We start from the raw sequence: 20553 nt of genomic DNA on the forward strand, positions 1-20553 counted from the left end.
GAGCAGACACAGCATCTCGTCGAACGGACTTACGTGGCCAATTCGACGGACAAACGAGTCATTCGCATTTTCATCTACTAGGCCGATAGACGAGCCTCGACAAAGTGTTCGGCGGCTTCTTCGAGTGCTTCTTCCGCCCACTGATTGAGGCTCTTTCCTGAAAGCTCGGCAGCAAGAGCTGCTCGGCGGTGCACTTCAGGAGCGACACGAAACATCATCTTGCCAGAATAGGGTTTCTGAGGCTCTTTTCCTATTGTCTTGCATGTCTCGACGTAATCATCGACAGCCTCATGAAAGGCTTTCTTAATTTCAGAGACGCTGTCACCGTGAAAGCCGATGACATCGGAAATACCTGCAATCTTGCCAAAAAATACTTCGTCCTCAGCGTCAAATTCGATGCGAGCGTGGTAGCCGTTGTAAGTCATGGTGTTCATGGTGTTGCTCCAATCTGGGTCAGGAACTCGCGAGCATCGCGCACCTGATAGCGCTTCGCTTCCTTGTCCAGGTGAGGTCGATGGAAGCTCGCAATGATGCCGTCTTTTTCGAACTTAACGCGAGAGCCGTTTCCCTCGATTACATTCGCCCCGGCAGCTACAAGCAGGTTCTCGATTGCCGTCCATTCAATGGTTCCAGAGACCGGATCCTTGAAGACGGCCGCGAGAGTCTTTCTCTGCTTGCTGTTCATGCTAGCAAATATATAGGCGCTTGCTGATTATGCAAGCACATATTCGGCAGCCCAAGCAGGCTAAAATATGGGTCCATAGTTTTCTAATCGCCCTTATGAGGCAGTCGATCAATTCGAAGAATAGGCTCGTGACTACGTTCTCGCCGGCATCGGTGTTATCAGGGGTCTGCAGCTCGAATCTTTTCAAGGCGAGGGATTGGAGTTGCCTCTTGGCGCGATCGATCCAGCGGCAAGCAATACAAAGGGCAAACTTCCATCCAAGCCTGCCCTGACGTTCTCGTCGGCGCGACAGGCAGCTCTGGAGCGCTTCGCCACGCCCGCGGCCGAGCCGCCCATCAATCCAGGAGATCACTTCGCCGTGAGGCCTGGGCTCCGTCTTGAAACGAAATTAAGCCGCTCCAATTCCTTCCAGCAATTCAGCTTGTATTCGGAGGGCGCCGATGAACGTCTTTTCCCCTAAAGCCGGATTTCTCTCCGCTAGAATTGGATTTCTCGCGCTCGCCTCCGTCGCGACTGTCGCCTCCGGCGTGGCCCTCGGCCCGGCGCGGGCCGAGCTGCTCGCACGTGTTCCCGCCGCGCGCGAAATGGCGGTCTGCGGCGACATATTGTTCGTCGGGACCAAAGGTTCCTCGGTCTATGCCGTGCCATTCTCCGGCGGCCTCGCCCGGCGGGTTGCCTCCGGATTCTCCGCTCCGAACGGAGTCGCATGCTCCCGCGGTCGTTTGTTCGTTGCTTCGAGGAACAGCGTAACCGCGTTCAACATCGGGCGTGGGGGCGCTCTGAGCGGTAGGCGTGATATTCGTCGAGACTTGCCGAATTCGGGAGCCCACAGTTTTCGCTATATCGCCGTCGGTCCCGATTCCCGGCTCTATGTCTCGTTGGGATCGCCTTGCAACATTTGCTTGCCGCGCGGGCTGCAAGGCACGATCGTCAGCATGGACCAGGACGGGTCCGACCTTCGACGAGTGGCCTGGGGTGTGCGCAATTCGGTCGGCTTCGACTGGCGCGGCGGCACGATGTTCTTTACCGACAACGGCGCCGACCGAATGGGCGACGATATCCCACCAGACGAGCTGAACGCGCTGCAGCCCGGCGGCTTTTACGGCTTTCCCTTTTTCGGAGGCCAGATCCGGCTCAAAGGGTTCGAGGACGCGTCGCCGCCCGCGCGGCAGATTTCGCCCGTCTTCAACTTTCAGGCACATGTCGCAACCTTGGGAATCCATTTTTTCCGCAGCCTCGGCGGCGACGCCCTGGTTGCCGAGCACGGCAGTTGGGATAGGTCTGTTCCGGTCGGCCGTCAGGTAGTGCGGGTGCGCTTCCAAGGGGGGCGCCCCGTCTCCGCGACGACTTTCGCCAGAGGCGTCGGACGGCCCGTGGACGTCAAGGAGGCGCCGGATGGTTCCGTCCTCGTATCCGACGACGCCGGAGGCGCGATTTACGTCTTCAGGCGGTGACGTCCGAGGGCTCCTTAGAGGGGACCCGTCAGGTTAACGGCGTGGTTGGTCGGATGAGCGCTTCGAGGTAGTCGGGTTCAAGATTGGCGAGCTTGCCGCGGACTTCGAGACGCTGCGAAAGCCTCCCGACACCGGTTGCGCATTGCGCCTTATGCGACCTTGAACGATGGTCCGTTCGGTGAACATGTTCTCGTTCTGTGTTGCGAAAGCCGCACAATGCCTAGTTTGGAACTGTGCTTTTCGCACCACTCAACATACTGAGATCTGACTTCATGCGCCAAGACGTTCCTTGCAGATAGTCTCCACAAGCGCCTGCAGGTCCTTCACGCGCGCAACAAGCCATTGCAGCTCATCATTACTGATCGTGTATCTCGACGAATAGCGCGCCTCGACATAAGCCCGCGACAACAGCTCACGAATGAGCGGCGGGCAGAGCGAGTGTCGCGCGGCCAAGCGGAAACCAGCCGCGCATCGGCGCTTTCGGCTTGCGAGCGCAGTACCTTGATCCGATGAGACTTCGGGCTGTAGAGGGTCAGGGTCAACAAGACGCAATGGTAGAAGCGTTCGGTGGCCTGATGCAGATCAAAGGCTGCGTGATTTGACATCTGATCGGCAACAGCATTTTCAGCCTGCCTGACACAGTAAAACGCATCGACAAACCATTTATCGAAATATCGCTGTGCCTCGGCCTTCGCCTCCCCTGGTGTCAGCGCCTTCGGCTGGGCGAGGGGATGGCCCGGCTCCTCATAGAGCACGATCCCGTCTTTGGCGATGTCGGTAAAGAACGGCCGACCGCGCGAAAGCTGGTCGTTGACGTCTGAAAGGCAGTGCACGATCGGGATCACCGGTGTTTCGATCCGGTGGCTGATCTGCTCCTGCAGCAACCGTTCTTCCAGCGTCTCCCACAGCTCATGCTCCCCGGCAAAGCTCTTGGTGTTGACGACGATGAGAAGGTCATAGTCGGAACGGTAGCCGCTTGAGCGATCCTCGACCCAGTCGCCGCGGGCATAGGAGCCGTAAAGGATGACCATGAGGACCTTGCCGGCCGCCTTCTTGGCGGACAGCTTGGTAGCGCGGAACTGCTCGACCTCGAAAAACAGGATTTGCAGAACCCGGGCAAGCTCCCGTCGCTTCTTGTCGGGCAGATGGTCGAGATGGTCTGTCAGGGTCACTGCCGCGTCGAAGCCTTCGGTGGGAATCATATCCATCGTAGCGGCTCATCGGTTGTTGCGCATCTAAACTCTTTACGCGCACGTGTTATGGATTACAACCATATTTCCCTGGTACACCTCTCCCCGCAAAGCGAAAAGGGTTGTCCTTGTCTCCGGCGCGAAATCTCACTGTCGCGGGCTTCTCTTGCGGTTCGGATCAACGCCGGCCCGCTCGGCGAGATACCTCCTCACATCCGCTGGGAGGAGGATCCGACAGCTATCGCCGAGGGGCGCAACCCAAAGGATCCAAGTGATCTTACGTGGCGAGCTTCGCCAATGATGCAACAAGCCCCTGAGTCGAGCTATCGTGTCCTGCCGCGCTCTCCGTGCCTTCAATAACCGGCAGCAGGCCGGTCGCCAGTTCCTTGCCGAGCTCGACACCCCACTGGTCGAAGGAGTTGATGCGGAAGAGCACGCCTTCGACGAATACGCGATGCTCGTAGAGGGCAATCAGGCGGCCGAGCGCATAGGGCGTCAGTTTATCATAGACGAAGGTGATCGATGGCCGGTTGCCGGTGAAGACCCGGTGCGGCGCGATGAAATCGGCCTTCTTGTCGTCCATCCCCTTGGCTGTGAGCTGCGCTTTGGCTTCCTCGAAAGTGCGGCCCTTCATGAGCGCTTCGGACTGTGCCAGGCAATTGGCCATCAGCAATTGGTGCTGGTGGCGCAGTTCCGGCTCGAAGGCATTGGCGGCGATCATGAATTCACTGGGAATAATGCTCGTTCCCTGGTGGATGAGTTGGAAGAATGCGTGCTGGCCGTTGGTCCCAGGCTCGCCCCAGACCACCGGGCCGGAATTGCTCTCGACCGGCGTGCCGTCGATCGTCACACCCTTGCCGTTGGATTCCATGTCGAGCTGCTGCAGGTAGGCCGGGAAGCGCGAAAGGCGCTGGTCGTAGGGCAGGATCGCACGGGTGGGATACCCCAGCACATTGCGATGGTAAAAGCCGATGAGGCCGAGCAGCATCGGCAGGTTTTCGGTAACCGGAGCCTTACGGAAATGGTTGTCCATTGCATGCGCGCCGTCGAGGAACTTGCCGAAGTTTTCCGGTCCGATCGCGATCATCAGCGGCAGGCCGATGGCCGACCAGATGGAATAGCGGCCACCGACCCAATCCCAGAAGCCGAAGACGCGTTCGCTCGTGATGCCGAAGGCGGCGACCTTGTCGAGCGCCGTCGAGACGGCCGCGAAATGGTGCTGCACCGCAGCCTCACCCAGCGCCTTGGCGACGAAATTGCGCGCCGTCTGCGCATTGGTCATCGTCTCGATCGTCGTGAAGGTCTTCGAGGCAATGATGAAGAGCGTCGTTTCCGGCTGGACCTGCTTCAGGATGTCGGCGATATGGGCGCCGTCGATGTTGGAGACGAAATGCGCGCGCGGGCCATCATGGAAGGGCGCGAGCGCCAGCGTCGCCATGACCGGGCCGAGGTCCGAGCCGCCGATCCCGATATTGACGACGTCGGTGATCTGCTTGCCCGTCGCGCCCTTCAGCGCGCCGGAGCGGATGCCGTCGGCGAACTTGCCCATGGCGGCGAGAACGCCGTTGACATCCGGCATCACATCCTTGCCGTCGACCAGCACCGCCGTGTTGGAGCGGTTGCGAAGTGCAGTGTGTAGAACGGCGCGGTCTTCTGTGAAGTTGATCGCCTTGCCGGAAAACATTTCCTCGCGCTTCTTCTCCACACCGCCTTCTTCTGCGAGCTTGACAAGAAGCGCCAGGATTTCGTCGTTCACGGCGGTCTTTGAATAGTCCATCAAAAGGTCGTCGAGCGAGGCGGTGAAGCGCGAGAAGCGCTGCGGATCGGCCGCGAAGGCGTCGCGGATATCGGTTGCCCTCGTGGCGGCCGCAGTGCTCTTCAGCTGTTCGACGATGACATTCATGGGAGGCTCCTTGAAGGCGGAAAGGGTTGCGGAAACTATTCGCTTTGTAGGGCGTAAATCAAGTTCAGCCACCGCCGGAATGCAAAAAAGCCACCCGCGCACAGGCGGATGGCTTCAAATTTCATGCGGGTGTCAAAATCAGCCGCGCAGGTCCTTGCGCAGAATCTTGCCGACCGGCGATTTCGGCAATTCGGTGCGGAATTCGATATGGCGGGGACGCTTGTAGTTGGTGAGGTTGGCGGCACAATGGGCCCTCACATCGGCCTCGGTCAGCGCCAGGTCCTTCCGCACCACGAAGAGTTTCACCGCTTCGCCGGAATGGCCATCCGGCACGCCGATCGCGGCGGCCTCGATGATGCCCGGGTGCATGGCGGCGACTTCCTCGATCTCGTTCGGATAGACGTTGAAACCGGAAACCAGGATCATGTCCTTCTTGCGGTCAACGATCTTGGTGTAGCCGCGCTCGTCCATGAAGCCCATGTCGCCGCTGCGGAAAAAGCCGTCCGCCGTCATCACCTTCGCGGTCTCCTCCGGCTTCTGCCAGTAGCCGGCCATCACCTGCGGGCCGCGGATGCAGATCTCGCCGATCTCGCCGAGCGGCAGGGAATTGCCGTTTTCATCGCGGATGTCGACATCGGTAGAGGGGAGAGGCAAGCCGATCGAGCCGGTGAATTCCGGCGAATCGAAGCGGTTGGCGGTTGCGACCGGCGAGGTCTCGGAAAGGCCGTAGCCCTCGGTGATATGCGAGCCCGTCATCTTCAGCCAGCGCTCGGCGACCGGCCGCTGCACCGCCATGCCGCCGCCCAGCGACATGATGAGCGAGGAGAAATCGAGCTTGGCGAAATCGGCATTGTTCATCAGCGCGTTGAACAGCGTGTTGAGGCCGGGGAAGATATGGACGTTCGACTTGCCGAATTCTTTGACAAAGCCCGGAATGTCGCGCGGATTGGCGATCAGAATGTTGTGCGCGCCGAGCGACATACCCATCAGCGAATTCACCGTAAGCGCGAAGATGTGATAAAGCGGCAGTGCGCACATGAAGTTGAGCACGTCCGGCTGCTTCTTGAGCTCGAAGGCGGATTTCAGCCAAAGCTGCAGCTGTCGTTTGTTGGCAAGCAGGTTCTGGTGTGTCAGCACCGCACCCTTGGCCACACCCGTGGTGCCGCCGGTATATTGAAGGAAGGCGATATCGCTGCCCTCGATGGCCGGCGGTTGCAGCGGTTTGCGTGCACCTTCGCCCAAGATCTGCTTGAATGTCTTGTGCTGCGGGATCGACCAGGAGGGGACCAGCTTCTTCACCTTGCGGACGACGAAATTGACGATCAGTCCCTTTGGACCCAGCATTTCGCCAAGCGAAGTCACCACCACATGGCGCACATCGGTCTTTGCCAGCACCTGTTCGACCGTGCGGGCGAAGTTCTCCAGTACGAAGATCGCCTTGGCGCCTGAATCGCGCAGCTGGTGTTCCAGTTCGCGCGGCGTATAGAGTGGATTGACATTCACGACGACCAGGCCGGCGCGCAGGATGCCGTAGACCGCGATAGGGTTCTGCAGCACATTCGGCATCATCACGGCGACCCGATCGCCTTTCTGAAGACCGATGCTTTGCAGCCAGGCTGCGACCTTGCGTGTCTGCTCTCCAAGCTCCCGATAGGTGAGCGTCTTGCCCATGCTCGAAAAGGCAACACGGGTTGCATAGGTCCCGCAGGATTTGTCCAGCAGATCCGCCAGCGATTCATGCTCGGGCGGCGGCAGTTCGGCCGGAACGATCGCGGGATAGGCGGCAAGCCAGGGTTTTTCCCGCTTCGAGCCACCTGGATGGACGGAAATGCTGCTCATCGTGTCTCTCTCCCTATCCGGCAACGGATGCCGGTCTGCGGCTGCCGGTCGGATGATCCTCCATCCTCCGAAGGGCAGCTTATGCCAATGCTTGAACGGTTCAAGCTGGATTAGAGTTACACTAACTTTGACGTAAACGTCAACGTGCTTCCGGCGCTCCGGTAATCCGGGAACTTTTGAGTTCGAAGACACGTTTTATTTCCATGACTGACAGGTGAGGAGAAGCAGAAATGCTCAATGAAGAGGCTGATGTCAGCCGCGATCCCAATGTGAAGGATACTCCGTCGCTGATTGCAAGTGACCGCGTTGAGGGCACTCGTGTCTATGGCGCCGATGGCAAGCACATCGGCTCGATCGAGCGCCTGATCATCGGAAAGCAGGACGGCCGCGTGGCCTATGCCGTGATGAGCTTTGGCGGCTTCCTGGGTATCGGCAACGACCACTACCCGCTGCCTTGGGAAAAGCTGAACTACGACACGCAGCTTGACGGCTACCGTATCGACCTCACGAAGGAGGAGATCGAAAACGCGCCGAGCTACGCGGACGATGACGACAACTGGTACAACGATAATAGCCGCCGAATCTATGACTACTACGGCGTGCCACCTTACTGGATGTAACGTCGTTCGCGCGAACGAGCCGGAAAGGGCCCCGCGGCTGGCGGGGCCTTTTTGGTGTCTTCAAAGGAGATCGTTGGCCGAGCGAAGAACCACGCCCGGGACGATATCGTCCGAAGAGATCAGCCTCTTCGTCTTCAGCGTGAAAACGTGGCTCTCGCCCGGCAGCAGGGACACAAGCATGGAATCCACCACCGCAGTCGGATCGAGCCGGTCGGCCATCAGGCAAAGATCCTTCAGAAAAGTTCTGGCCGTGACCTTCACCTCGCAGCCGTCGACACCAAGCGTGACTGCGACGCCAAACTGCGGCCTCGGCAGCTTCAGGTCGACATCCTCGACGAAATAGTGGAAGGCTCGTTTGTCGAGCATCTCTACGACGACCACCTCGTCATCAGCCGCATCTGGAGTGGCGATGTCGTCCGGCAGGATGAATTCCTTGGCTTCGAACCTGTCGCAGAGCAGCCGCCAGAATTCGAATTCGGCAAGCACCGTCCCGTCGAGCTTCATGCGCCTGCCGCTGATTTTCGACCGCCAGAAAAGCGTCCGCTCGTTGACGGCTATGGCGGCGAGCTTGTCTCCCCGCGGCTGGATCGTCAAAAGGCGCGGATCGAAAGTCTGTTGCAGGGCGTACCAGAGCGGCTTTCGCCGCCCCGCGGAATCGAGTGCGGACCAGGAGGTTACCGGCCAGCAATCGTTGAACTGCCAAACCACTGCACCTTTGCAGATGCCGCGATTCGAGCGCATATGCTCGACGGCGAAGCGGATCGCGCGCGCCTGGTTCAACTGTGTGGCGAAATGCCAGTCGGCCATCGTCTTCGGTATGGGCAAATGGCCGGCAAGGCCGCGGATCAGCCGCTCGTTGCCATGTGTCGCCTTTTGATGATGGAAGACGCCATGTGATTGCGGCGTCAGCGGATTGTCATGCACGCTTTCTTCGAGCGTCGCCCAACTCGGCGGTGCCTGCCAGCCGAATTCGGAGCAAAAGCGCGGGATGTAGTTGCGATAAACCTCGTAGCCGACGTCGTTCCACACATCCCAGATATGCTTGCACCCGTGTTCGTCCGCATTGGGCGCGATATCCATCGTGCCGGAATAGGGACTACCGGGATAATAGGGCCGGTCGGGGTCGAGTTCGGCGCACAGCTTCGGGAGCAGATCGAGATAATAGCCAAGCCCCCAGGTAACGCCCTCCTTGATGATCGGCCGCCAGCCCCACTCGTCGAAGCCCCAGATATTCTCATTGTTGCCATTCCAGACGATGAGCGAAGCATGTGACATCAGCCGGACGACATTGTCACGTACCTCGGCTTCCACTTCGCTACGAAGCGGCTCTTCCTCCGGATAGGCAGCACAGGCAAAGAGGAAGTCTTGCCAGACCAGCATCCCGGCGCGGTCGCACGCCTCGTAGAATCCATCGCGCTCGAAAATGCCGCCGCCCCAGACGCGCAGCATATTGATGTTTGCTGCCTTCGCCTCGGCGATGCGCGAGACATAGCCGTCCGAAGTCACACGCGAGGGGAAGCAATCGTCGGGAATCCAGTTCGCGCCGCAGATGAAAAGCGGCACCTCGTTGACGATGAAAGTGAAGGCTGAGCCATGTGCGTCCGGCGCAGTATCTAGCCGGACAGAGCGAAAGCCGATCGCCTTGGAATAGCTATCGAGTAAGTCATCGTTTACGCTATCGCGCAACTCGATCTTCAGCGGATAGAGTGGCTGGGCGCCGAGATGATGCGGCCACCAAAGCTGCGGCGATGGAACGCGGATATCGAAGCTGACCTCTCCGGCATCTTCCGCAATCTCGACCGTATGAAATACGCCCGCAATCTCGGCGACGATCCTGCATGCACCCGATGCGCCATGCTGCGTCAGCTTGGCATGGACCTTCACCAGGCCATCGCCCCCTGCAAGCGTCGCCGATACCCGGGTCTCGAGGAGCCGTGCCCGATCCCAGCTTTCCAGCCGCACCGGCTTCCATATCCCCGCAGTCACCAAGGTCGGCCCCCAGTCCCAGCCGAAATTGCAGGCCATCTTGCGCATCAGGTTGCCGGGCCCGGGATAATTGTTGGGCCGGTAGCCGTAACGCTTCTCCATCTCCGCACCGTGGGCATAGGCGGAATGGAAGGTGACGCTGAGTTCGTTGACGCCGGCCTTCAGCAACGCTGAAACATCGAAGCGGTAGGTGCGATGCTGGTTGAAGGTTCGCGCCACCTCCTCGCCGTTCAGTCGGATCGTCGCGATCGTATCCAACCCGTCGAAAACCAGCTCATGAACTTTGCGTTCATCAGGGGCGGCTTCGAAGCTGCAGCGATAGGTCCATTCCGTTCTGCCGATCCAGTCGTTGCTGATCTCGTTGACGTCGAGATAGGGGTCGGGGATCAGCCGGTTTGCCAGAAGGTCGAGATGCACACAGCCGGGAACGGCTGCGGGAATGAATTCGGGCAGTCCGGGATGCCCTGTATCGTTGCAGGAGAGCGTCCAGCCGCTGTGAAGTTCGGCTTTTTCGATCATGGGAGTGCTCTTACTGGAAACGACCGTGACGCTGCAGAACTTCGATCTTGTAGCCGTCGGGATCGGTGATGAAGAAGAAGAGGCCGAAGAGCTTGCCGTCGCGGTTGAGCTCGACAAGCTTGCCGGGGTTGAGGCCGGCTTTCGTCAATCGCTCGTGTTCGACGGCGACCTCATCGACCGAAACGGCGAGGTGACCATAGCCGTTGCCGAGGTCGTAGGATGCGGTACGGCCCTTGTTGATCGTCAGCTCCAGCTCGAATCCGGTCTCGGCATTGCTCATATAGATCAGCGTGAAGGTCTCGAAATCGACCCGATCGGCGACTGTCAGCCCCAAGACCTTGCTGTAGAAATCGACGGAGCGCGCCTCGTCGAGTACGCGGATCATGGAGTGGATCATCTTTGCCAAGGCGGCCTCCCATTGCCGGTATTGCGGCAGCCTTGGTAGCTTTCCCGCTATGCGGGGCGCAAGCCTATTCTTTGCGTTATCGCGCTTTCGATGAGCCCCATTGCATCGTAGATCAGCACGGCCATCAGGCCGACGATGAGACCGCCTTGCAGGATGAAGGCTGTATTGTCGGAGATCAGGCCAGCGATGATGACCTCGCCAAGGCCCTTTGCCGCAACCGTCGAGCCGATCGTCGCCGTGCCGATATTGATGACGGTCGCGACCTTTAGTCCCTCAAGGATGAGCGGAAGCGCAAGCGGCAGCTCAACGCGCAAAAGCCGCTGTGTCGCATCCATCCCCATGCCGTCAGCGGCATCAAGAACGGACGGCGAAACCTGACGCAATCCGGAGACGGTATTCTCGAAGATCGGCAGCAGGCCATAGAGAAAGAGAGCGATCAGCGTCGGAGCGGCGCCGAAGCCTGTGGCCGGAACGGCAAGCGCCAGCACGGCGACCGGCGGGAAGGTCTGCCCGGCATTGGCGATCGCGCGTGAGAGCGGCAGGAAATCCTCGCCGCTTTTCCGCGTCACGAAGACGCCGGCCAGAACCGCCAGAATGGCACTGCCGACGATCGAGACGGCCACCAGTTGGAGGTGGCCGAAGGCAAGCGATGGCAGGCTGTTTTGCGTGTAGACCGGCGGCGCGTTGTTGCTGGTCAGTGGCACCAGTATGAAGGAAAGCCACTCGGTCCTGAAAAGCAGGATCAGGAGTAGCCCCAGCGCTGTGAAACGAAAGAGGTTGGCGACGACAAGCTTCATGCCTTGCGGCCCAGTTCGAGAAGCCGCGTCATGGAGATGGAGCCGACCGGAGCCCTGTCGGCATCTTGTACAGCTGCTTCCTCGACCCCTTGCCAGATCATTTCCGCGAGAGCGTCCCGAAGGCTGATCGATTGCGGCAGTGCGTAAGGCAGCCCTGTCTTGGCGGGCGCCATGCTTGCCTTGAGCGGCAGCAGCGACATCAGTTTCAAGGCCCTGTCGGAGGTACCGGTCAACTGTTGCACGAAGGGGTCGGCCGGTTCGGTCAGTATCTTTTCCGGCGTCGAGCATTGCAGCAGCCTGCCCTCGCTCATGACGGCGATCTGGTTGCCGAGGTGGAAGGCCTCGTCCATGTCGTGGGTCACGAGAATGACGGTCGTGCCGAACTGCTTCTGGATCGCCAGAAGATCGTCCTGCGCCTTTCCGCGGATAACTGGATCGAGCGCACCAAAGGGCTCGTCCATCAGCAGTAGCTCTGGTTCGGCGGCGAGCGCGCGGGCTACACCGACGCGTTGCTGCTGACCGCCGGAAAGCTGATGGGGGTATTTTTCGGCAAAACTTGCCGGATCGAGATTGAAGAGACCGAGGAGCTCGTCGACGCGCCCGGCGGTGCGCCCTGCGTCCCAGCCCAGCAGTTCCGGTACGGTTGCGATATTCTGCGCCACGGTCCGGTGCGGAAAGAGCCCATGACCCTGGATTGCGTAGCCGATCTTGCGGCGGAGGTCTGTTGCCGGCACGTCCATGACATTCTGCCCGGCGACGAAGATCTGCCCTTCGGTGATCGGGACTAGCCGATTGATCATCCGCATCAGCGTCGATTTGCCCGAACCGGACGTGCCGACGATGACGGTGATCGAACCCTTCTCGACACTCATCGAGACACCATCGACGACGGTTGCAGCGCCATAGCGTTTGGTGACGTTCCTGATCTCGATCATGGTCATGCGGCCGATCCCCGTATGCTGTCTATGACCGCATCGAGGATGACGGCCGATGAAAAGGCGAAGAAGACGGTCGGCACGGCACCGAGCATGACGAGATCCATGGCGGTCTGCCCGAGGCCCTGGAAAATGAAGATGCCGAACCCGCCGCCGCCGATGAGCGCTGCGATCGTCACAAGGCCGATCGCCTGTACGAGCACGATGCGGATGCCGGTGAGAATGACCGGAAAGGCAAGCGGCATATCGATGCCGGTCAGGATTTGCCGGCGCGTCAGTCCCATGCCGGCGGCTGCATCCCGCACTGAAGGATCAACGCCCTCAAGACCGACGACCGTATTGGCTACGATCGGCAGCAAGGAATAGAGCACGAGCGCGATCAGCGCCGGCGCCGTGCCAATCCCGCGGATGCCGAAGTCCGCTGCGAGCGGCACATGCGTTGCGATATAGCCGAGCGGCAGCATGAGGATGCCGAAGAGCGCAAGGCTCGGGATGGTCTGGATCAGGCTGAGGCCCTGCAGCACGGCGGCGCGCAGCTTCGGTACCCAGAAACAGAAGATGCCGAGCGGCAAGCCGACGACGATCGCGATCGCAAGCGAACCGAGGGCAAGCAGCGAATGGGCGACCGCCTCGGACCAGAATTGAGCAGACCGCGTTGCGAACTCCTTCATGATCGACAGGCTGTCGAGCAAGCCGGAAGAAAGGCAACCGGCCAAGAGCGCAGTGTAGCCGATCAGCGCGGCGACCCGCATCCACGGCGTCAGGCGGACCTTGACGAGCGCATCCGAAATGATGAGACCGACGACGGCAAACAGCACCCAGAAACCGCCTCCCGGCGTCATGCGCGCCGCATTGCTGTTGGGTGGAGTAAAGGCCGCGGCAACGAGACCGATCGCCGCGACAAGTGCTGCCAGGCCAAGCGTCGCTATCGCAAGCCGCAACGGGGCGCTCTTTGCAAAGAGCGTAGCAAATGCGGTGGCGACCAGCAGAATGGCTAGAATGATGATGGAAGGGTGGTCGAGAAGCTGCGTAAGCAGCATCGGCTTGCCGGAGGCAATGCGGTTTGCCTTCACATAGATGAAGGGCAAAAGGGCCGTGGCGATGATGCCGGCAGCCACGAGAACCACGCCGAGCCGATCCAATTTGCGGACCGCTAAGGTTTCTTCCATCGATCCATCCTGTCTGGAAAGCAGCCGCTCCGCCCTGCGATGAGGGCGGAGCGTAAGGAGATTACTTCAGGAAGCCCTTTTCCTTCAGAAAGGTTTCGGCAACAGACTTTGCCGGCTCGCCCTCGACCTGGATCCTGGCGTTCAGCTTTCGCAGTTCGTCGGCCGTCAGGCTCTTGAAGATCGGAGCGAGGATTTCCTCGATCTTCGGGTTCGCCTTCAGCACGTCCTCGCGGATGATCGGGGTCGGCGCGTAGACCTGCTGCACGCTCTTATCGTCTTCAAGGACGGTGAGTTCGGCCGCTTCGATTGCGCCGTCGGTGCCATAGACCATGGCGGTGTTGACGCCGTTCGTCTGGTCGGCGGCGGCCTTGATCGTCGCTGCCGTGTCGCCGCCGGAAAGGACGACCATCTGGTCGGGCTTGAGTTGGAAGCCGTAGGTGGTCTGGAAGGCGGGAAGCGCACCGGCCGAGTTCACGAACTCGGCCGAAGCTGCAAGCTTTGCATCGCCGCCACCGGCCACCCATTTGCCGAAATCGGACATGGTCTTGAGGTTGTTCGGACCGGCGACATCGTTGCGAATGCCGAGCGCCCAGGTGTTGTTGGCAGGCGAGGGGGCCAGCCAGACGATCTTGTTGGCATCGTAGTCGAGCTTCTTGGCCATATCGTAGCCCTGCTCGAGATTCTTCCAGGCTGCATCATCGGCCTTGTTGAAGAAGAAGCCGGCATTACCGGTATATTCCGGATAGATATCGATTTCGCCGGCCGTGATCGCCTTGCGCACGACCGGCGTCGCTCCCAGTGCGATGCGATCCTGCGTCTTGATGCCGCTGGCTTCCAGCGCCAGCGCAATGACGTTGCCGAGCAGCGTGCCTTCCGTATCGATCTTCGACGAGACGACGACGTCGGCAGCATGGGCCGCACCCGCAGCAAAAGCGGAAAGTGAGACGGCAAGCGCGAGTTTCTTGAGCATGGAGTGTCCCCTTGGTTACACCGTTTGACCGTCGCGAGGGCTCGGCGGAACCTTCGCGCATGAAATCCGCCGGCCAAAGCGCATAAGCGATCATGCCGGACATACGAGCATCATGGAAATAGTGTGCGCTCTCGAAAAATCGATGCAACCCCTCTCCAGTATCTGCAGTCGCGGCGCGATTATGGCCGTGAAAGCATCACCGCGCGCGAAACTGCATTTCCTTTTGCAAGGCCGCGGCGGTTTGTTTTTGTCCCCTTGCGTGTTTCCGCAATCCTCCGGTGCTCTTTATCGGCTGTGCTGCCGCGCCCGGAATTGTTCTCGAAAAGACGATAGCCCGGCAATTCCGGAACAGGGATATCTTTTTTCGTGAACACATCATATCGTCCGGTTTTTCAGTCACTTCCGGAGAATGCCTTGCATCTCGGTGCCCTTTTTGTCGCCAGCCACGTTCTCTCCTCGGGTTCAGTTCGCGAAACCGCGCGGCGCTTCTCGCTCGCGGCCTCCACGGTATCGGCGGCGGTCAGCAATCTTGAGAGTGAGCTTGCGATCAAGTTGACCAAGCGCAGTTCCGGTGAACTCGTCAAACTGATCGCGAGCGGCAAGGTGCGTGACGCGCTGCGGCCCATCATGCACGCGGTCGAGCAGCTTTATGAACTCGCCGGCGAACGCGCCGAAACCTTCGAAAGCTGGGCATCGCGCATTCCGGTCAAGCTCGTGACGATCGAGCGCTTTCTGGAGGTCGCGGATCAGGGCAGCATCAATCGTGCCGCCCGGCGTCTTCAGCTTGGCCAGCCGCAACTTTCATTGCAGATCGCCAACCTTGAGAAGTTCGTCGGTCATCAGCTTCTCGAACGTCAGGCGCAGGGCTCGACGCTGACCGAGAACGGAAGGCGGGTCTACGGCATCTTTTCGGCGGTGAGCCAGGCCTGGAATGATCTCAAATCAGCGGCCGACGAACGCTATCGGCGTGCGGCGCGTTCGCTGCGTATCGGATCGATCATTCCGACGGGTGCGGAAAGCTGGGTTGCGCGCTGCCTGGGCGCTGTGGTGGCCGATTGGAATGCGGGGCGCAGCAAGAATGCCATTTCGCTGATCTCCATGACTGCCGATGATCTGCGGGAAGCCCTGAGATCTGGCCGCATCGACGTGGCGATCCTGGATTCGGTGTTCGAGCTGGAAAGCTTCGGACATCGCGAACTCCTTCGCACCGATCTGGTGGCAATCGCGCCGCCGGGAAGTACGGGGCTGACTGTCGCCGATCTGGTGGCCGAGCATCCCATCTGCACGCCGAGCGAGCGAACCGGCCTGGGCGATGCCGCAACCGCACTGAGCCGCGAGCGGACCGTAAGCCGCCGCTTTCGCAACCAGGATATCATGGCGGCGGATTCACTGCCGGTGATCGTCGATCTCGTCGCGAACCACGGCTATGTCTCTTTCCTCGGACGCGTCAGCGCGTTGCCGATCGCCGATCGCGTCCGTATTGTCGAACTCGCAGAACACATCCCGATTTCCTATCATGTCGCCTTCAATCATCGGAAAGCATCGGCGGATGCCTGCGCCATGATTTCTGCAGCCGTGCACAAGATCATCTCGGAGCCTGTCGCAAAAACCGCTGCTGTCGCCTAAAGAGGCTGTCGGCGGATGAAGGAGATTAGAAGATGCCGGCTTTGCTGGAAGTGTGCGTGGACAGCCCGAAAGGCCTTGCTGCCGCAATCGAAGGCGGCGCGGGCCGTATCGAACTTTGCTCGGCGCTCGAGCTGGGCGGCCTGACGCCGGTCGCAGGTCTCATGAAAGCCGCAGCCTCAGCTGCGATCCCAGTCTACGCGATGATCCGTCCGCATTCCGGGCCCTTCATCTTCGATGCAGCGGACGAGGATGTAATGCTGGCGGATATCGATGCCGTCCGCGCTTTCGGCCTCGCCGGCGTTGTCATCGGCGCCAACCGCCCCGACGGAACGCTGGACATGCCGCTCATCCACCGCTTGAAAAAGCATGCTGCCGGTCTGGGCTCTACGCTGCATCGCGCCTTCGACCTCGTGCCGGATGCCGATGTTGCGCTGGAGCAGGCCGTCGAGCTTGGCTGCGAACGCATCCTCACCTCCGGCTGCACACCGAAAGCGATGGACGGCCTCGAAACGCTGAAGCGTATCTCCGCAAAGGCCGCCGGCCGGATATCGGTCATGCCGGGCAGCGGCGTGCGCCCCGGCAATGTTGCGGAAATTCTGCGCGCAACGGGCGCCCGCGAGATCCATGGCTCCTGCAGTTCGCCGGCAGCAAGCGTGGATCCGCGTGCCGTTTATTTCGGCTTCGAGACACCGGCCTCCAATCAAACCGATGTCGCGGTCGTCCGGCAGATGCGCCAGGCGATCGACGCGGCTTAAGCGGCCACTTTGATGACGGCCTTGATGAGGCCGGTCTTTTCATGCGTCCAGCGGGGGAGGTCGCGCGGCGCGTCGGCAAGGGTCGTGCGGTGCGTGATCAGCTTGTCGACCGGTACCAGACCTTTGGCGATCGAATCCGCGACATGCTCGAAGTCGGCGCGCGTCGCATTGCGGCTGCCGATGACCGTCATTTCGCGCTTGTGGAATTCCGGGTCGGAAAAGCGGATGTCGTCCTTCACGACGCTAACCAGCACCAGCGCGCCGCCATGCGCCACGAAACTGAAAGCCTTCTCCATCGAAGGACCGTAGCCCGTCGCGTCGAACACGGCATCGAAGCCGTCGCCGTCCGTCTTCGCCTTCACGGCTTCCGCCGTTTCGTCATTGGCGACAATGCCGGAGACGAAGCCGAATCGCTCCGAAGCCATCTGCAACCGTTCGGCACTGGTGTCGAGCAGCGTTACGTCATGTCCGGCAATCCGTGAGAAGATTGCAGCCCCAAGCCCGATAGGACCTGCGCCGATGACCAGCGAGCGCGAGCCGGCGCGCGCCATCGAACGTCGGACGGCGTGTGCGCCGATCGCCAGGAACTCGACGGTTGCTGCCGCCTCGAGGCTCAAGCCTTTCGCGGCATAGAGATTGCCGGCCGGAACGGTGATCTCTTCGCAGAACGCTCCATCGGTGTGGACGCCGAGCACCTTGATACTCGTGCAGCAGTTCGGTTTGTCTTGCCGGCAGGCAATGCAGTTGCCGCAGGAAAGGTAAGGATTGACGATCACCGGCGTTCGGGCAGTCATCGTGACACCGTCACCCGCCTCGAGCACGGTTGCCGAGATTTCGTGGCCCATGACGCGCGGATATTCGAGGAAGGGGTGTTTGCCTTCGAAGATGTGATAGTCCGTGCCGCAAATGCCGACGTGGCTGACGGCAAGCCGGACCCAACCGGGGGCAGGCGTTCCGGGGGAGGGGTGCTCGACCATTTCGAGCACGCCGGGCTTCTGGCAAAGCACTGCTTTCATGATGTGTCTCGCATTCAGAACATGAAGAAGCCGGTCCTGGACCGGCTTCACGATGTTTCTTCGATCTCACTGGCTCCGGCGGCGGCGCAACTGATCGAAATAGACGATCACGATGATCAGCAGACCGGTGATGATACGCTGCCAGAAGGAGTTGACGTTCAGGAGGTTCGCGCCGTTGTTGATCGTGGCCAGGATGAAGGCGCCGATCAACGGACCATGAACCGAGCCGATCGCACCGAAAAGGCTGGTCCCGCCGATAACGGAAGAGGCGATCGCCTGCAGTTCCCACCCGTCGGCCTGGGTCGCGTTGCCGATCGCGATGCGCGAGGCAAGCAGCACGCCGACGAAGGCGGCGAAGGTCGCCGAGAGAATATAGGCGAGATAGATCATGCCGTCGACGCGCACGCCCGAAAGGCGGGCAGCTTCGCGGTTGGAGCCGACCGCGAAAAGATAGCGACCCCAGCGGCTCAGATGCAGGAAGACGAAGGACGGAACCGCAACGAGTATGACCATCCAGAAGAGGCTCGGCACGCCGAGAAAGTTGGCGCGGGCGAAGTTCGTGAAGGGCTCGTTGACGATATTGATCGTCGATCCGTTGGTGATGAGCAATCCGATACCGCGCAACGAGGTCAGCGTCGCCAAGGTGATGATGAACGGCGGCAGACCCATCTTGACGATGCCGAAGCCGTGAAAGGCTCCGATCCCGACCCCGATCAGCAGCGTTATGACGACGGATGCCCACACCGGGACCCCTGCCTGCAGAAGCCACGCGAGGATGACACCGGCAAAGCCGACGATGGCGCCGACGGATAGGTCGATGCCGGCCGTAATGATAACGAAGGTCTGGCCGAGCGCCAGGATTGCCGTCATCGCGCCCTGCCGCAGCAGGTTCGAAATATTGAGCGGCGTCCAGAAGCTGACGGTGACGATGCCGAGGAGGATCCAGAGGAAGAGAAGCAGCCCGATCAGGGTCAAGCTAAATAGGATGTTCACTTTTCGGCGCGGCGGCGGGGCGACGATTTCCGTGGGGGTTACAGTCATTGGTTTTTCTCTCTCCCTCTTATTCTTTTACTCAGACGCCGATCGCTTCGCCGAGCACTTCTTCATGCGTCGCGGCGTGGTAGTCGTGGCTTGCGACCAACTGGCCGCGGCGGAAAACGTGCAGCCGGTCAGCAAGCTCGTAGACTTCCGGCAGGTAGGACGAGATCAGGATGATGCCTGCGCCTTCCTTCAGAAGCTTGGCAAACAGCCGGTAGATTTCCGCCTTTGTGCCGACATCGACACCAACCGTTGGCTCGTCGAAGATGAACAGGCGTGCGCCGTGGCTGAGCCATTTGCCGATGACGACCTTTTGCTGGTTGCCGCCGGACATGCTGGACGCGAGCACACGGCGGCTCGGGGTCTTGATTGAAAGATTGCGAATCTGCCGGTCGGAATTCTCCGATTCTTCGCTGTGGCTGATGACCGGGCCTTTGCTCAGCCTCTTGAAGACCGGCAAGTTGATGTTGAGACTGATAGACAGGTTGAGGCAGAGCCCCTGATCGCGGCGGCTCTCGGGCGCAAGCGCGATCCCGAGCTCCATCGCCGTGCGTTCGTTCTTGATATCGACCTGCTTGCCCATCCAGCGGATTTCGCCGGCCGTCGTCTTTTCGCGGCCGTAGAGGCCGAGTGCGAATTCGCTGCGTCCTGCCCCGATCAGGCCGTAAAGCCCGACGATCTGGCCGGCCTTCACGGTCAGCGATACGTCCTCGAAACCAGGCCCCGAAAGCCCGCGTACATCAAGGATCGTTTCGCCGATCGGAATTTCTTCCTTGTGATAGATCTGTTCGATCGAGCGGTTGATCATCAGTGCGATCAGTTCCGCCTCGTTCGTCTCGCCGATCGCGCGCGTGCCGACATGGGTGCCGTCGCGCAGCACCGATACGCGGTCGGCAAGCTCGAAAACTTCTTCCATGCGGTGGCTGATGTAGACGATTGTCACGCCTTCGCCCTGCAGGCGACGGATGAGCTTGAAGAGTTGTGCAGATTCCTGTCGGGTAAGATAAGCCGTCGGCTCGTCGAAGATGAGGAACTGCGTACCGCGCATAGCTGCGCGTGCCGTTGCAACGAGCTGCTGCTGGCCGATGGTGAGCGCACTCAGCAGGACATTTGCGGGCAGGCCGAAGCCGAGATCGTCGAGGACGGCCTGTGCCATCTTGACCATCTGCTTCTTTCGCATGAGGCCGTACTGGTTGACTTCGTCGCCGAGAAAGAGATTGGCCGCAACCGTCAGGTGCGGGCAGAGCACCACCTCCTGGTGGACGGCGTTGATGCCGCGCGCGATCGCCTCGTTCGGCGTCGCAAGTGCAACGGGATGGCCGCACCAGAAAACTTCCCCGGCGGTTCGGCTGATCACACCGGTCAACAGCTTGATGAGGGTTGATTTGCCCGCACCGTTTTCGCCGACAATCGCATGAATTTCGCCGGCCAGAAACGTCATCGTCGCGGGCTTTAGCGCTTGGACATAGCCATAATTCTTCTGTAACGCCCTGAGCTCGAGGATCGGTGAGCCTGCAGGAATGCGGTTTGCCTCTTTCAGTGTCGCGCTGTCGTCGTGGCGATGACTGACCTCTTCCAGGCTCATGGACGTCTCCTCCTCACGAATTGCTGTCTCCTCCACCAGCGATCCGCACCCCTCGGGAAA

18 protein-coding genes are annotated in these 20553 nt (G+C 60.3%); 4 read left to right on the plus strand and 14 right to left on the minus strand.

The genetic code is table 11. The features are described from left to right. Positions 1–77: 77 nt before the first annotated feature. Together ISN39_RS00575 and ISN39_RS00580 are read right to left on the minus strand one after the other, a co-directional pair. On the minus strand, positions 78–434 hold the full coding sequence (locus tag ISN39_RS00575; protein ID WP_074066514.1) for a type II toxin-antitoxin system HicB family antitoxin: 357 nt from the start codon (positions 432–434) through the stop codon (positions 78–80). After that, positions 431–685 carry a type II toxin-antitoxin system HicA family toxin gene (locus ISN39_RS00580; protein ID WP_194728821.1) on the minus strand — a complete coding sequence of 85 codons (255 nt, stop codon included), beginning with the start codon at positions 683–685 and terminating at the stop codon, positions 431–433. Before ISN39_RS00580 ends, ISN39_RS00575 begins: the two co-directional genes overlap by 4 nt. Before the next feature lie 440 nt (positions 686–1125). Here ISN39_RS00580 and ISN39_RS00585 point away from each other — a divergent pair, with 440 nt between their 5' ends. Further along, positions 1126–2139: a PQQ-dependent sugar dehydrogenase gene (locus tag ISN39_RS00585; RefSeq protein WP_194728822.1), complete on the plus strand. Its 1014-nt coding sequence runs from the start codon at positions 1126–1128 to the stop codon at positions 2137–2139. Positions 2140–2462: 323 nt separating this feature from the next. On the opposite strand, the gene ISN39_RS00590 is transcribed toward ISN39_RS00585, so the two are convergent. From ISN39_RS00590 to ISN39_RS00600, 3 genes are all read right to left on the minus strand, one after another. Further along, positions 2463–3347 carry a nucleotidyltransferase domain-containing protein gene (locus tag ISN39_RS00590; protein ID WP_348651962.1) on the minus strand — a complete coding sequence of 295 codons (885 nt, stop codon included), beginning with the start codon at positions 3345–3347 and terminating at the stop codon, positions 2463–2465. A 259-nt stretch (positions 3348–3606) separates the two neighbouring features. Next, positions 3607–5232, minus strand: coding sequence for a glucose-6-phosphate isomerase (gene pgi / locus ISN39_RS00595; RefSeq protein ID WP_194728823.1), 1626 nt, complete (start codon positions 5230–5232; stop codon positions 3607–3609). A gap of 138 nt (positions 5233–5370) precedes the next feature. Next, positions 5371–7071, minus strand: a complete 1701-nt coding sequence (locus ISN39_RS00600) for a long-chain fatty acid--CoA ligase (protein WP_194728824.1) — start codon at positions 7069–7071, stop codon at positions 5371–5373. A 230-nt stretch (positions 7072–7301) separates the two neighbouring features. Between ISN39_RS00600 and ISN39_RS00605 the strand changes: the two genes are divergently transcribed. Beyond that, the gene (locus ISN39_RS00605; protein WP_074066519.1) at positions 7302–7691 is read left to right on the plus strand and encodes a PRC-barrel domain-containing protein; all 390 of its coding nucleotides are present in this window, start codon (positions 7302–7304) and stop codon (positions 7689–7691) included. A 60-nt stretch (positions 7692–7751) separates the two neighbouring features. Here ISN39_RS00605 and ISN39_RS00610 read toward each other — a convergent pair whose 3' ends face one another. The 6 genes from ISN39_RS00610 to ISN39_RS00635 form a co-directional block, all read right to left on the minus strand. Then, complete coding sequence (locus tag ISN39_RS00610) at positions 7752–10196, minus strand: glycoside hydrolase family 2 protein (RefSeq protein ID WP_194728825.1); 2445 nt, start codon at positions 10194–10196, stop codon at positions 7752–7754. A 10-nt stretch (positions 10197–10206) separates the two neighbouring features. Then, a complete protein-coding gene (locus ISN39_RS00615) occupies positions 10207–10602 on the minus strand; it encodes a VOC family protein (protein ID WP_194728826.1) in 396 nt (131 codons plus the stop codon). 47 nt (positions 10603–10649) lie between these two features. After that, positions 10650–11399: an ABC transporter permease gene (locus ISN39_RS00620; protein ID WP_194728827.1), complete on the minus strand. Its 750-nt coding sequence runs from the start codon at positions 11397–11399 to the stop codon at positions 10650–10652. Then, positions 11396–12340, minus strand: a complete 945-nt coding sequence (locus ISN39_RS00625; RefSeq protein ID WP_194728828.1) for an ABC transporter ATP-binding protein — start codon at positions 12338–12340, stop codon at positions 11396–11398. Before ISN39_RS00625 ends, ISN39_RS00620 begins: the two co-directional genes overlap by 4 nt. After that, complete coding sequence (locus tag ISN39_RS00630) at positions 12337–13503, minus strand: ABC transporter permease (RefSeq protein ID WP_194728829.1); 1167 nt, start codon at positions 13501–13503, stop codon at positions 12337–12339. The genes ISN39_RS00625 and ISN39_RS00630 overlap by 4 nt, the downstream gene beginning before the upstream one ends. Positions 13504–13564: 61 nt before the next feature. Next, positions 13565–14473 (minus strand): ABC transporter substrate-binding protein, encoded by a 909-nt coding sequence (locus tag ISN39_RS00635; RefSeq protein ID WP_194728830.1) that lies wholly within the window; start codon positions 14471–14473, stop codon positions 13565–13567. A gap of 414 nt (positions 14474–14887) precedes the next feature. On the opposite strand from ISN39_RS00635, the gene ISN39_RS00640 reads away from it, so the two are divergent. Both ISN39_RS00640 and ISN39_RS00645 read left to right on the plus strand, forming a co-directional pair. Further along, the gene (locus tag ISN39_RS00640) at positions 14888–16099 is read left to right on the plus strand and encodes a LysR family transcriptional regulator (protein ID WP_194728831.1); all 1212 of its coding nucleotides are present in this window, start codon (positions 14888–14890) and stop codon (positions 16097–16099) included. 32 nt (positions 16100–16131) lie between these two features. Then, entirely contained in the window at positions 16132–16854 is a 723-nt protein-coding gene (locus ISN39_RS00645) for a copper homeostasis protein CutC (protein ID WP_194728832.1), read from the plus strand. Here ISN39_RS00645 and ISN39_RS00650 read toward each other — a convergent pair. From ISN39_RS00650 to ISN39_RS00660, 3 genes are all read right to left on the minus strand, one after another. Then, positions 16851–17870, minus strand: coding sequence for a zinc-binding alcohol dehydrogenase family protein (locus ISN39_RS00650; RefSeq protein WP_194728833.1), 1020 nt, complete (start codon positions 17868–17870; stop codon positions 16851–16853). The genes ISN39_RS00645 and ISN39_RS00650 overlap by 4 nt on opposite strands. Positions 17871–17936: 66 nt before the next feature. Further along, positions 17937–18911: an ABC transporter permease gene (locus ISN39_RS00655; RefSeq protein WP_074066529.1), complete on the minus strand. Its 975-nt coding sequence runs from the start codon at positions 18909–18911 to the stop codon at positions 17937–17939. Positions 18912–18942: 31 nt separating this feature from the next. Then, on the minus strand, positions 18943–20493 hold the full coding sequence (locus ISN39_RS00660) for a sugar ABC transporter ATP-binding protein (protein WP_194728834.1): 1551 nt from the start codon (positions 20491–20493) through the stop codon (positions 18943–18945). Between the last annotated feature and the right edge of the window lie 60 nt (positions 20494–20553).

The organism is Rhizobium sp. 007, assembly GCF_015353075.1.
Lineage (GTDB): Bacteria > Pseudomonadota > Alphaproteobacteria > Rhizobiales > Rhizobiaceae > Rhizobium.